Below are 12,818 nucleotides of genomic sequence, written 5' to 3' on the forward strand. Positions count from 1 at the left end.
TCCATAATTTGTTTCGCCAGAAGGCGGGTGTAACAGTATTTTCGGCATAACAAGGATTTCCTGATGCTTAAATCTATGAGCCCTGTCGCGGTCAGTGACCTATAACAACCCTACAATCTCAGGCAGTACATATTGGCTAAGGAGTAGTGACATGCGCGTTAACGATTTAACCCCGCAAGATCTCATGGCTTATGGTATCAACGACGTTCAGGATATCGTCTATAACCCCGACTACGATACGCTGTATCAGGAGGAGCTCAATCCAGACCTGGAAGGATTTGAGCGGGGCATATTGACGAATTCTGGTGCTATCGCCGTCGACACCGGTATTTTCACCGGCCGTTCGCCGAAAGATAAATATATTGTCCGCGACGACACCACCCGTGACACCGTCTGGTGGTCAGATAAAGGCAAAGGTAAGAACGACAACAAACCGCTCTCACCGGAAACCTGGCAGCATCTCAAAGGGCTGGTCACACAACAGCTGTCTGGCAAACGCTTATTCATTATTGATGCGTTTTGCGGGGCAAATGCCGACACCCGTTTATCCGTTCGCTTTATCACCGAGGTGGCCTGGCAAGCGCACTTCGTGAAGAACATGTTTATCCGCCCGACAGACGATGAACTGGCAAACTTTAAGCCGGACTTTATCGTAATGAACGGCGCGAAATGCACCAACCCGCAGTGGAAAGAGCAGGGCCTGAACTCCGAGAATTTCGTGGCGTTCAACCTGACCGAGCGTATTCAGCTTATCGGCGGGACCTGGTACGGCGGCGAGATGAAAAAAGGCATGTTCTCCATCATGAACTACCTACTGCCGCTGAAGGGCATCGCCTCCATGCACTGTTCAGCAAACGTCGGCGAAAACGGCGATGTGGCGGTGTTCTTCGGTCTTTCCGGCACCGGCAAAACCACGCTTTCCACCGATCCGAAGCGCCGTTTGATTGGCGATGACGAGCACGGCTGGGACGACGACGGCGTGTTTAACTTCGAAGGCGGCTGTTACGCCAAGACCATCAAGCTCTCCGAAGAGGCGGAACCGGACATTTTCCACGCTATCCGCCGCGATGCGCTGCTGGAAAACGTCACCGTGCGCGATGACGGCTCCATTGATTTTGACGATGGTTCAAAAACCGAGAACACCCGCGTTTCCTACCCGATTTACCATATCGATAACATCGTAAAACCGGTCTCGAAAGCAGGCCACGCCACCAAAGTCATTTTCCTGACAGCAGATGCGTTCGGCGTATTGCCGCCGGTTTCGCGCCTGACAGCAAACCAGACGCAGTATCACTTCCTGTCTGGCTTCACCGCTAAACTGGCGGGCACCGAGCGCGGCGTCACCGAGCCAACCCCGACCTTCTCCGCCTGTTTCGGCGCGGCATTCCTGTCACTGCACCCGACGCAGTATGCGGAAGTGCTGGTGAAACGGATGCAGGCGTCCGGTGCGCAGGCGTACCTGGTGAACACCGGCTGGAACGGCACCGGCAAACGTATTTCGATCAAAGATACGCGCGCGATCATTGATGCCATCCTGAACGGTTCGCTGGACGAAGCAGAAACCTTCACTCTGCCGATGTTGGATCTGGCGATTCCGACGACGCTGCCGGGCGTGGACACGAAAATTCTCGATCCGCGCAATACTTATGCGTCACCGGAGCAGTGGCAGGAAAAAGCAGAAGCGCTGGCGAAGTTGTTTATCACCAACTTTGAGAAGTACACCGATACCCCGGCAGGGGCGGCGCTGGTGAGTGCGGGACCGAAGCTGTAAGTGATTTTCCCCTCACCCTAACCCTCTCCCAATGGGAGAGGGGACAGATCGAGCACGGACTGGCCCTTCCCCCTCTCCCTCAGGTACAGATCGAGCACGGAGCCACTTCTCCCTCTCCCTCAGGGAGAGGGTCGGGGTGAGGGTCCGGGTTTCCTCCTCTCCCTCAGGGAGAGGGTCGGGGTGAGGGTCGGTTTTCCCCCTCTCCCTCAGGGAGAGGGCCGGGGTGAGGGTCCAGGTTTCTCCCTCTCCCTCAGGGAGAGGGCCGGGGTGAGGGTGTCCCTGTCCCGAACGTCAGCTCTCTCTCACCTGCCCTGACGTGCGCGTCAGCGGAACCGGCAGCCAGGCGCGAATGCACAACCCGCCGCGTTCGCTCGTCCCCAGCTCCAGCAACCCGTTATGGTTATCAACAATACGCTGCACAATCGCCAGCCCTAAGCCCGTGCCGCTGGTGCTGCGTGCGCTGTCGCCGCGCACAAAAGGCTGGAACAGATGTTTGCGCTGCTCAGGCTTGATCCCTGGCCCGTCATCTTCCACCTGGAACCAGGCACGATGCGGTTCCGCGCCGCTGCTGACTTTAATCCAGCCATTACCGTAGCGCGCGGCATTCACCACCATATTGGCGACGGCGCGTTTGATGGACAGCGGATGCATCCGCAGCATTATTTCATCCGGGTTAAGCGCGGTTTCAATCTCACGCTCATAGCCGCTCTCCGCCGCCACCACTTCGCCCAGCACGGCGTTCAGTTCGGCGATCTCCATCGGCATTTCCTGCCCGGTGCGCAGGTAATCAATAAACTGCTCGATAATGGCGTTGCACTCTTCGATGTCTTTATTGATCGACTCAGCCAGATAACCGTCTTCTTCTGCCATCATCTCTGTCGCCAGACGGATGCGCGTCAGCGGCGTGCGCAGATCGTGACTGACCCCCGCCATCAGCAGCGTCCGGTCATCGGCAAGCTGCTTCACCCCTGCCGCCATCTGATTAAACGCCCGCGTCACGGAACGCACTTCCGATGCGCCATATTCGCGCAATGGCTGCGGGATCTGCCCTTTCCCCACTTTCAGCGCGGCATGTTCCAGATCGACCAGCGGCCGGTTCTGGATACGGATAAACAGCCACGCGCCGCCTATCGCCATCAGCATGATCGCCAGCGTATAGCGGAACAGCGGCGAAAAATCGCCCTGATGGATTTCGGTAAGAGGGACGCGCACCCAGATGTTGGGTGACAACCAGGTTTTCAGCCAGACGACGGGCGAACTTTTGTTGACCTCGACGCGCACTTCCGTCGGGCCGCCCAGTTGCTGCGCCATCTGATGACTTAAGAATTCGTAATGCTGCGCCCAACGCAGACCCGCATCTTCAGCGGCCTCGTTGGAATAGAGTGAAATGCCGAGCTCGCGATAAATCTCCCGGCGAAATGCAGGCGGCACCACCAGTTGCGTACCGTCCTCCAGTTGCAGTTTATCGGTCATCAGCATACGGACTTCGTAGGCCAGGACCTTATTAAACTGCTGGAGGCTCGGCAGAATGGCGAAGTTCAGCACCACCAGATAAGTCGTCACCAGGCTGGCGAACAGCAAGGTGACGATGAGTAACAGCGTGCGGGCAAATGAACTTCGGGGCGAGAAGCGCATTCGCCTCATGCTTTAGAGCCGTCCGGCACAAACACGTAGCCCAGACCCCAGACGGTCTGAATATAGCGCGGATGCGCCGGGTCCTCTTCCACCATGCGGCGCAGGCGGGAGATTTGCACATCGATGGAACGCTCCATCGCGGAGTATTCACGACCGCGCGCGAGGTTCATTAATTTATCGCGGGAGAGCGGTTCCCGCGGGTGGCTGACCAGCGCTTTCAGTACCGCAAATTCCCCGCTGGTGAGCGGCATCGGCTCATCTTCACGGAACATTTCGCGGGTGCCGAGGTTCAGCTTAAACTTGCCGAACGCAATGACGGCTTCTTCCTGCGACGGAGCACCCGGCAGTTCGTTCGCCTGACGGCGCAGTACCGCGCGGATACGCGCCAGCAGCTCACGTGGGTTAAACGGCTTTGGAATGTAGTCGTCGGCACCGATTTCGAGGCCCACGATACGGTCAACTTCTTCACCTTTCGCCGTGACCATAATGATCGGCATCGGGTTGCTCTGGCTGCGCAAACGGCGGCAGATAGACAGCCCGTCTTCACCGGGTAACATTAAGTCGAGCACCATCAGATGAAAGGATTCGCGGGTTAACAGACGATCCATCTGTTCTGCGTTGGCCACGCTGCGAACCTGGAAGCCTTGCTCGGTGAGATAACGTTCGAGCAGCGCACGCAGGCGCATGTCGTCATCTACGACCAGAATCTTATAATTCTCTTGCATTGTTTTACTCCCAAAGGTTCGGACAAACTTGAGTGCGTATTCTTAAAAAAGTGTGCGCTAACGACCAGTTAATTCTGGTATAAATTCTAGTCGAAATTGTTACAAAGCATATTTAACAGCAAGTTATCTGTACATTTCATCACAGAAAAGGCAAGAAAATGAAAACGCCCCTGATCACCCGAGAGGGTTACGACAAACTCAAACAGGAACTCGATTTTCTCTGGCGTCAGGAGCGCCCCGAAGTCACGAAGAAGGTGACATGGGCGGCAAGCCTTGGCGATCGCAGTGAAAATGCCGACTATCAGTATAATAAAAAACGGTTGCGTGAGATTGACCGCCGGGTGCGTTACATCACGAAAAGCCTCGAGAGGCTGAAGATTGTCGATTATTCCCCTCAGCAGGAAGGAAAAGTGTTTTTCGGCGCGTGGGTCGAAATTGAAAATGATGACGGCGAGACGCGGCGTTTCCGTATCGTCGGCTACGATGAAATTTTTGGTCGTAAGGATTACATCTCTATTGACTCGCCAATGGCGCGGGCGCTGCTCAAAAAAGAGGTCGGCGATCTGGCCGTCGTGCAGACGCCCGGCGGTGAAGCCTCGTGGTACGTCAACGAAATCAACTACCTAAAATAGCCCACTTTCGCCCGCCGTTTAGGTTAAGGCCGCGGGCTGGCATTTTGCCCTCTCAATCCGTATAACTATCCGCTGATTTTGTTCACAAGATGATATTGAAATGATGAATAATTCGCTCTGCCGCATTATTGCGGGTGAACTTCAGGCCAGAGCTGAACAGGTAGAATCTGCCGTTCGCCTGCTTGATGAAGGGAACACCGTGCCGTTTATCGCACGCTATCGTAAAGAAGTCACCGGCGGTCTGGACGACACGCAACTGCGTCAGCTCGAAACGCGCTTAGGCTACCTGCGTGAACTGGAAGACCGCCGCCAGGCCATTCTGAAATCTATCGGCGAGCAGGGCAAACTGACCGACGAACTGGCCGGTGCTATCAATGCCACGCTGAGCAAAACTGAACTCGAAGATCTTTACCTGCCGTATAAACCCAAACGCCGCACGCGCGGCCAGATCGCCATCGAAGCGGGCCTTGAACCGCTGGCCGATCTGCTGTGGAACGAGCCTTCCCACACCCCGGAAACCGAAGCTGCCCGATTTGTGGATGCGGAAAAAGGCGTGGCGGACACCAAAGCCGCACTCGACGGCGCGCGTTACATCCTGATGGAGCGTTTCGCTGAAGACGCCGCGCTGCTGGCAAAAGTGCGTGATTACCTGTGGAAGAACGCCCATCTGGTCGCCACCGTGGTGCCGGGTAAAGAGGAAGAAGGCGCGAAATTCCGCGACTATTTCGATCATCACGAACCTATTTCTACCGCGCCGTCGCACCGTGCGCTGGCGATGTTCCGTGGTCGCAACGAAGGCATTTTGCAGCTTGCGCTGAATGCCGATCCGCAATTTGATGAGCCGCCGAAAGAGAGTCACTGCGAGCAGATCATCATCGCTCACCTCGGCCTGCGTCTGAACAACGCGCCCGCCGATAGCTGGCGTCGTGGCGTGGTGAGCTGGACCTGGCGCATCAAAGTGCTGATGCATCTGGAAACCGAGTTAATGGGCACCGTGCGCGAACGTGCTGAAGACGAAGCGATTAACGTCTTTGCCCGTAACCTGCATGACCTGCTGATGGCTGCACCTGCGGGCCTGCGCGCGACCATGGGCCTCGACCCAGGCCTGCGTACCGGTGTGAAAGTCGCGGTTGTCGACGGCACCGGCAAACTGGTCGCCACCGACACCATTTATCCGCATACCGGCCAGGCGGCGAAAGCCGCCGCTGCCGTTGCTGCGCTGTGCCAGAAGCACAATGTGGAACTGGTGGCGATTGGTAACGGTACGGCCTCGCGCGAAACCGAGCGCTTCTACCTCGACGTGCAAAAGCAGTTCCCGAAAGTGACGGCGCAAAAAGTGATCGTCAGCGAGGCGGGCGCGTCGGTCTATTCCGCGTCCGAACTGGCGGCGCTGGAGTTCCCGGATCTCGACGTGTCTATTCGCGGCGCGGTTTCCATTGCCCGCCGTTTGCAGGACCCGCTGGCGGAGCTGGTGAAAATCGATCCGAAATCTATCGGCGTGGGCCAGTATCAGCACGACGTCAGCCAGACGCAGCTTGCCCGCAAGCTGGACGCGGTGGTGGAAGACTGCGTGAACGCCGTTGGCGTGGATCTGAATACCGCTTCTGTACCGCTGTTAACCCGCGTCGCCGGGCTAACCCGCATGATGGCGCAGAATATTGTCTCCTGGCGCGATGAAAACGGTCAGTTCCAGAATCGCCAGCAGTTGCTGAAGGTGAGCCGTCTGGGGCCGAAAGCCTTTGAGCAGTGCGCGGGCTTTTTGCGCATCAACCACGGTGATAACCCGCTGGATGCCTCCACCGTGCACCCGGAAGCCTACCCGATTGTGGAGCGCATTCTGGCGGCGACCGAGCAATCACTGCGTGATTTAATGGGCAACGGCAACGAACTACGCCAGTTGAAAGCGTCGGATTTTACCGACGAGCGATTCGGCGTGCCGACGGTGACCGACATTATTAAAGAGCTGGAGAAGCCAGGCCGCGATCCGCGCCCGGAATTCAAAACGGCGACCTTTGCCGACGGCGTGGAAACAATGAATGACCTGCTGCCGGGGATGATCCTCGAAGGCGCGGTGACCAACGTGACCAACTTTGGCGCGTTTGTGGATATCGGCGTGCATCAGGACGGACTGGTACACATTTCATCGCTGTCGAATAAATTTGTCGACGATCCGCACAGCGTGGTGAAAGCGGGCGACATCGTGAAAGTGAAGGTGATGGAAGTTGACCTGCCGCGTAAGCGCATCGCGCTGACGATGCGTCTGGATGAACAGCCAGGCGAAACCAACGCCCGTCGCGGTGGCGCACCCCGTGAGCAGGCAAACCGCCCGGCCCCGCGCGGCGCGGCTAAACCACGCGGTCGTGAAACGCAGTCGGCAGGGAACAGCGCGATGATGGATGCGCTGGCAGCAGCGATGGGGAAAAAGCGCTAGTTCTTTAGCGTTAATACACCCTCACCCTAACCCTCTCCCTGAGGGAGAGGGGATAGATCGAGGACAACCTCACCCCAGGGAGAGGGAACAGACCGATTGCAGGTCCGCCCTTCTCCCTCTCCCCTGGGGTGAGGGCCGGGGTGAGGGGTTTTCCCCACTTATCTAAAACAATTAAATTTATTAAACCCTTCAACCAAACAATTATTTTTCACTGCATTAACAACCCGGCAAATTAATATTCATTCTTCCGATGAATACCACATCGCTTATTTTTGAGCTGAATCAAACTTACCGCCAAATAATACATTCGCACACATTTTAATCGTTGAAGATAAAAACCATTCTCATTACCATCTTCTCATTCATTATTTCTGTCTCCCGCGTTAATAGCCCTGCTCTTGTGGCTATTGCAACGCCCGATAACACTTTCTGTTGGTCATAAAAAGTAGGCGCTATGTCATTCACTTCAGATACTGCGTGGAAAATTACCGGCTTCGCGGCTGAAATCAGTCCGGCTTATCGGCAAAAACTGCTCTCGCTGGGCATGTTACCCGGCTCCTCGTTCAGTGTGGTGCGCGTCGCGCCACTCGGCGATCCCATTCATATCGAAACCCGGCGCGTCAGCCTCGTCCTGCGCAAAAAAGATTTGGCGTTATTAGAAGTGGAAGCGGTTTCCCGTTAATCGCAACAGCGTGAATAAGAGCGCAAGAAAATGAAAAAACTCACCATCGGTTTAATTGGCAATCCTAATTCCGGTAAAACAACTTTATTCAACCAGTTAACCGGTGCCCGTCAGCGCGTGGGAAACTGGGCGGGCGTCACGGTGGAACGTAAAGAAGGGCTTTTTTCCACTACCGACCATCAGGTCACGCTGGTGGATTTACCCGGCACCTACTCCCTCACCACCATTTCCTCGCAAACTTCGCTCGATGAGCAGATCGCCTGCCACTATATTTTGAGCGGCGACGCGGACATGCTGATTAACGTGGTGGATGGTTCCAACCTTGAGCGCAACCTCTACCTCACGCTGCAACTGCTGGAACTGGGCATTCCCTGCGTGGTGGCGCTCAACATGCTGGATATCGCCGAGAAACAAAAAATCCGTATCGACATCGATGCCCTTTCCGCCCGCTTAGGCTGCCCGGTGGTTCCGCTGGTGTCGACGCGCGGACGCGGTATCGAAGCCCTGAAACTGGCGATCGATCGCCATCAGGCCAACGCCGATATTCCGCTGGTGCATTACGCCCAGCCTCTGCTGCGTGAGGCTGACGCGCTGGCCGCTGCCATGGCAGCTGATATGCCCGCCAGACAGCGCCGCTGGCTGGGTCTGCAAATGCTCGAAGGCGATATCTACAGCCGCAGCTATGCGGGAAGCGCGGCACAAAATCTGCCGGACGCCCTGGCGCGTCTGCAACAGGAGATGGACGATCCGGGTCTGCACATCGCCGATGCCCGCTATCAGACCATCGCCGCCGTCTGCGACGCGGTGAGCAACACCTTAACCGCCGAGCCAAGCCGCTTTACCGCCGCGATGGATAACATCATCCTCAACCGCTTCCTTGGCCTGCCGATCTTTTTGCTGGTGATGTACGTGATGTTCGTGCTCGCTATCAACATCGGTGGCGCGTTGTCGCCGATTTTCGACGCCGGGTCGGTCGCTATTTTCATTCACGGCATTCAGTGGGTCGGCTACACGCTGCACTTCCCGGAATGGCTGACCATTTTCCTCGCCCAGGGGCTGGGTGGCGGCATCAATACCGTGCTGCCGCTGGTGCCGCAAATCGGCATGATGTATCTGTTCCTCTCCTTCCTGGAAGACTCCGGCTATATGGCGCGCGCGGCGTTTGTGATGGATCGCCTGATGCAGTCGCTGGGCCTGCCGGGTAAATCCTTTGTGCCGCTGATTGTCGGCTTCGGCTGCAACGTGCCGGCGGTGATGGGCGCACGCACGCTGGATGCACCGCGTGAACGCCTGATGACCATCATGATGGCCCCCTTCATGTCCTGCGGCGCACGGCTGGCGATTTTCGCCGTCTTCGCCGCCGCCTTCTTCGGGCAGCAGGGCGCGCTGGCGGTGTTTTCGCTGTATGTGCTCGGCATCGTGATGGCCATCCTCACCGGGCTGATGCTCAAACACACCATCATGCGCGGCGAAGCGTCGCCGTTTGTGATGGAACTGCCGGTCTACCATGTTCCGCACCTGAAAAGCCTGTTCATCCAGACCTGGCAGCGCCTGAAAGGGTTTGTGCTGCGGGCGGGGAAAGTGATTGTAGTGGTGAGTATTTTCTTAAGTGCGCTGAACAGTTTCACGATCCATGGCGAGGCGGCGAAAAGCATTGATGATTCCGCGCTGGCTTCGGTCAGCCGCGTCTTTACGCCGCTGTTAAAACCGATCGGCATTCATGAAGATCACTGGCAGGCAACCGTCGGACTGTTCACCGGCGCGATGGCAAAAGAAGTGGTGGTCGGGACGTTAAACACCCTCTACACCGCGGAAACCATCGAAGACGCGCCCTTCGATCCGGCGCAGTTCAGCCTGACCGACGAACTGGCGGGCGCAGCGGCTGAAACCTGGCAGAGCCTGGTGGACACCTTAAGCCTGAGCGTACTGGCGAACCCGATTGAAGCCAGCAAAGGCGATGGCGAAATGGCGACCGGCAGCATGGGCGTAATGAGCGAGAAGTTTGGCAGCCCCGCCGCCGCCTACAGCTACCTGATTTTTGTCCTGCTTTACGTGCCGTGCATTTCGGTGATGGGGGCGATTGCCCGCGAATCGAGCCGTGGCTGGATGGGCTTCTCCATTCTCTGGGGGCTGAACATCGCGTATTCCCTCTCCACGCTGTTCTACCAGATGGCGAGCTTCAGCGCCCACCCACGTTACAGCCTGGTGTGCATTCTGGCGGTGATTCTGTTTAACGTCATCGTGATTGGCGCGCTGCGCCGTGCCAGAAGTCGGGTGGACGTCAACCTGCTGGCGACGCGCAAAACGGCGGCAAGCTGCGACGATTGCCGCCCAGCCAGCGATTGTCATTAAGGAGAAGAACATGGCGTCGTTAATTGCGCTTCGGGACATGCTCGCCCTGCAGGGCAGAATGGAGGCCAGCGCGCTCAGCATGGCGCTGCATACGCCGCGCCCGATGATCGACGCCATGTTAAGCCGCATGGAGGCGCTGGGCAAAGTCCGGCGCATTCAGGAGGAACCGTCGGGCTGCCTGACCGGGCAGTGCCGGAGCTGCCCGGACGGTAAAGCCTGCCTGCGGGAGTGGTGGGCGTTGCGCTAAAGCATGCGCGCTTTCAGATCCACAAGCGCCTGGCAGAATTCCTCAGGGTGCGAGATAAACGGCGCGTGTGCCGCTTTCAGGAACATCACCGACTCGCTGGCAGGCCACATTTCATCAAGTAACGGCACGATTTTGCGCGGTACCAGTCCATCAAGTCGGCCATAAATCCGCAAAAACGGCAGCGTCAGCCCGGCAAGCGGTTCGCACAGATCGACAGTTTTCAGGATCTCCAGCCCGCCATTCAGCACAGCTTCACCCGGTATCGGCAGCGCGAGCACCGCGCTTTTGAGCTTGCGCGCGTCGGCCCTGGCCGTTTCCGTCCCCATGGTTTGCAGCGCCAGAAAACGCTCCACGGTACGCTGGAAATCCTCGCGCAACTGCTGCTGAAAGCCCGACAGTACTTCTGGCTTGATGCCAGGCCAGTCACCTTCCGCGCTAAAACAGGGAGAAGACGCCACCGTGACCAGCGCGCTGACCCGATCGGCTGCCGTTAACGCCACCTGACTTGCCACCAGCCCGCCGAGACTCCAGCCGAGCCAGATCGCCTTTTGCGGCGCGCGCGCCAGCACAATCTCCGCCATCTCATCGAGCGTCAGTGCGCCAAACCCCTGGCTGCGACCATAGCCCGGCAGATCAACCAGATGCAGGGTAAAATGCGAGGCCAGTTCCGCCGTAATGCAGTCCCACACCTGGGCGTTCAGCCCCCATCCGTGCAGCAGCACAAGATGACAATTTCCTTCGCCAGTGGTGTGCCACCAGATGTCATTCATCAGTTAAGGTTCTCTTTCACAAACAAGGAGGTTGCCCATGCTAACAGCGCCCGGCTTATGCTGGCTATGCCGAATGCCACTCGCCCTTGCCCGCTGGGGGATCTGTTCCGTCTGTACGCAGGCGTTGAAAATGCAAATAAATGTCTGCCCGCAGTGCGGCTTACCGGCAACCTGTGGGGTATTCCCCTGTGGACGCTGCCTGCAAAAACCACCGCCGTGGCAGGCGCTGGTGGCGGTGAATGATTATCTTCCGCCCCTCAGCACGCTGATCCACCGGCTGAAGTTTTTACACCAGCCTGACATCGCCGGGGCGCTGGCCCGCCTGTTGCTCATTGCCGCGCAAAATGCCCGACGGCAGCAGGGGCACCCGTGGCCAGACAGACTCATCGCCGTGCCGCTCGCCACGCGCCGCCAGTGGCAGCGGGGATTTAATCAAAGTGATTTACTGTGCCGCCCGCTCGCCCGCTGGCTGGGCTGTGAATATGACCCCTGCGCGATAAAACGTATTCGCGCCACGCCCGTCCAGCATCATCTGCGCGCCCGGTTACGTCGGCAAAATGTGAAAAATGCCTTCCGCCTTGAATTGCCAGTGCGCGGTCTCCATATCGCTATAGTGGATGATGTCGTCACTACCGGCAGCACCGCCGCTGAAATTGCTCACCTGCTGTTACGAAGCGGCGCGGCAACTGTTCAGGTATGGTGCCTGTGTCGAACCTTGTAGAGCCTCGATGATGGGCGTATTATAACCAGGTAAAATAGTCAACTATTAGGCCATTGCTATGATCCATATTTCCGACGCTGCACAAGCGCACTTTGCCAAACTGCTGGCAAATCAGGAAGAAGGAACACAAATCCGCGTATTTGTGATTAATCCGGGCACCCCAAACGCCGAATGTGGCGTCTCTTACTGTCCGCCGGACGCAGTGGAAGCATCTGACACCGCCCTTAAATTTGATCTGCTGACGGCTTACGTTGATGAACTGAGCGCGCCTTATCTGGACGATGCAGAAATCGACTTCGTTACCGATCAGCTCGGCTCGCAGCTCACGCTGAAAGCGCCGAACGCCAAAATGCGTAAAGTTTCCGGCGATGCGCCGCTGATGGAACGCGTGGATTACATGATCCAGTCGCAGGTTAACCCGCAACTGGCAGGCCACGGCGGTCGTGTAACGCTGATGGAAATCACCGAAGAAGGCTACGCCATTCTGCAATTTGGCGGCGGCTGTAACGGTTGTTCCATGGTCGACGTTACGCTGAAAGAAGGGATCGAGAAGCAGTTGCTGAACGAGTTCCCGGAACTGAAAGGCGTGCGCGATCTGACCGAGCACCAGCGCGGCGAGCACTCCTACTACTGATTTGCCTTCCCCATGCCCGGTGGCGCAAGCGTACCGGGCAATACCTCAAAGATTAACATCCCCGTCACATTGCTGTGTCAGAGTATGACGCACATCTCACTTCTCACATTTTACCTGCCAGGGTCATTCTCAACCCTCACATGTTACCCGTATCATCCTCGCGAGTACTGCCCCAGGTTTCCAGAGCAGCTAAACTTTTGTTTAAACCTATATCTAAG

Annotated in this window: 11 protein-coding genes; 8 read left to right on the forward strand and 3 right to left on the reverse strand. The window is 57.2% G+C overall.

Annotated features, from left to right (window positions below; translation table 11 throughout):
• The first annotated feature begins 151 nt into the window (after positions 1-151).
• Positions 152-1,771: a phosphoenolpyruvate carboxykinase (ATP) gene (gene pckA / locus BM373_RS17110; RefSeq protein ID WP_090464047.1), complete on the forward strand. Its 1,620-nt coding sequence runs from the start codon at positions 152-154 to the stop codon at positions 1,769-1,771.
• Positions 1,772-2,062: 291 nt separating this feature from the next.
• Here pckA and envZ read toward each other — a convergent pair whose 3' ends face one another.
• Positions 2,063-3,415, reverse strand: coding sequence for a two-component system sensor histidine kinase EnvZ (gene envZ / locus BM373_RS17115; RefSeq protein ID WP_090464050.1), 1,353 nt, complete (start codon positions 3,413-3,415; stop codon positions 2,063-2,065).
• Positions 3,412-4,131, reverse strand: a complete 720-nt coding sequence (gene ompR / locus BM373_RS17120; protein WP_001157751.1) for an osmolarity response regulator transcription factor OmpR — start codon at positions 4,129-4,131, stop codon at positions 3,412-3,414. Before ompR ends, envZ begins: the two co-directional genes overlap by 4 nt.
• Positions 4,132-4,289: 158 nt before the next feature.
• On the opposite strand from ompR, the gene greB reads away from it, so the two are divergent.
• The 5 genes from greB (at position 4,290) to feoC (ending at position 10,475) form a co-directional block, all read left to right on the forward strand.
• The gene (gene greB / locus BM373_RS17125) at positions 4,290-4,763 is read left to right on the forward strand and encodes a transcription elongation factor GreB (RefSeq protein WP_090464054.1); all 474 of its coding nucleotides are present in this window, start codon (positions 4,290-4,292) and stop codon (positions 4,761-4,763) included.
• Between the two features lie 100 nt (positions 4,764-4,863).
• A complete protein-coding gene (locus tag BM373_RS17130; protein WP_090464057.1) occupies positions 4,864-7,194 on the forward strand; it encodes a Tex family protein in 2,331 nt (776 codons plus the stop codon).
• A 454-nt stretch (positions 7,195-7,648) separates the two neighbouring features.
• Positions 7,649-7,876: a ferrous iron transporter A gene (feoA, locus tag BM373_RS17135; protein WP_090464060.1), complete on the forward strand. Its 228-nt coding sequence runs from the start codon at positions 7,649-7,651 to the stop codon at positions 7,874-7,876.
• Between the two features lie 30 nt (positions 7,877-7,906).
• The gene (gene feoB / locus BM373_RS17140; protein ID WP_090464063.1) at positions 7,907-10,228 is read left to right on the forward strand and encodes a Fe(2+) transporter permease subunit FeoB; all 2,322 of its coding nucleotides are present in this window, start codon (positions 7,907-7,909) and stop codon (positions 10,226-10,228) included.
• Positions 10,229-10,238: 10 nt separating this feature from the next.
• Positions 10,239-10,475: a [Fe-S]-dependent transcriptional repressor FeoC gene (feoC, locus tag BM373_RS17145; protein ID WP_090464066.1), complete on the forward strand. Its 237-nt coding sequence runs from the start codon at positions 10,239-10,241 to the stop codon at positions 10,473-10,475.
• On the opposite strand, the gene bioH is transcribed toward feoC, so the two are convergent.
• Positions 10,472-11,245 (reverse strand): pimeloyl-ACP methyl ester esterase BioH, encoded by a 774-nt coding sequence (bioH, locus tag BM373_RS17150; protein ID WP_090464068.1) that lies wholly within the window; start codon positions 11,243-11,245, stop codon positions 10,472-10,474. The two genes, feoC and bioH, sit on opposite strands and share 4 nt — an antisense overlap.
• Positions 11,246-11,282: 37 nt before the next feature.
• Between bioH and gntX the strand changes: the two genes are divergently transcribed.
• Positions 11,283-11,966 (forward strand): DNA utilization protein GntX, encoded by a 684-nt coding sequence (gene gntX, locus BM373_RS17155; RefSeq protein WP_090464071.1) that lies wholly within the window; start codon positions 11,283-11,285, stop codon positions 11,964-11,966.
• A gap of 58 nt (positions 11,967-12,024) precedes the next feature.
• A complete protein-coding gene (nfuA, locus tag BM373_RS17160; RefSeq protein WP_090464073.1) occupies positions 12,025-12,600 on the forward strand; it encodes a Fe-S biogenesis protein NfuA in 576 nt (191 codons plus the stop codon).
• The last annotated feature ends 218 nt before the right edge of the window (positions 12,601-12,818 follow it).

It is taken from the genome of Enterobacter sp. kpr-6 (assembly GCF_900116015.1).
In the GTDB taxonomy this organism is placed as follows: Bacteria; Pseudomonadota; Gammaproteobacteria; order Enterobacterales; family Enterobacteriaceae; genus Enterobacter_D.

Excerpts from the sequence above, each read along its gene's own strand:
- pckA (WP_090464047.1), top strand. The coding sequence starts at position 152 with ATGCGCGTTAACGATTTAACCCCGCAAGATCTCATGGCTTATGGTATC.
- envZ (WP_090464050.1), bottom strand. The coding sequence starts at position 3,415 with ATGAGGCGAATGCGCTTCTCGCCCCGAAGTTCATTTGCCCGCACGCTG.
- ompR (WP_001157751.1), bottom strand. The coding sequence starts at position 4,131 with ATGCAAGAGAATTATAAGATTCTGGTCGTAGATGACGACATGCGCCTG.
- greB (WP_090464054.1), top strand. The coding sequence starts at position 4,290 with ATGAAAACGCCCCTGATCACCCGAGAGGGTTACGACAAACTCAAACAG.
- BM373_RS17130 (WP_090464057.1), top strand. The coding sequence starts at position 4,864 with ATGATGAATAATTCGCTCTGCCGCATTATTGCGGGTGAACTTCAGGCC.
- feoA (WP_090464060.1), top strand. The coding sequence starts at position 7,649 with ATGTCATTCACTTCAGATACTGCGTGGAAAATTACCGGCTTCGCGGCT.
- feoB (WP_090464063.1), top strand. The coding sequence starts at position 7,907 with ATGAAAAAACTCACCATCGGTTTAATTGGCAATCCTAATTCCGGTAAA.
- feoC (WP_090464066.1), top strand. The coding sequence starts at position 10,239 with ATGGCGTCGTTAATTGCGCTTCGGGACATGCTCGCCCTGCAGGGCAGA.
- bioH (WP_090464068.1), bottom strand. The coding sequence starts at position 11,245 with ATGAATGACATCTGGTGGCACACCACTGGCGAAGGAAATTGTCATCTT.
- gntX (WP_090464071.1), top strand. The coding sequence starts at position 11,283 with ATGCTAACAGCGCCCGGCTTATGCTGGCTATGCCGAATGCCACTCGCC.
- nfuA (WP_090464073.1), top strand. The coding sequence starts at position 12,025 with ATGATCCATATTTCCGACGCTGCACAAGCGCACTTTGCCAAACTGCTG.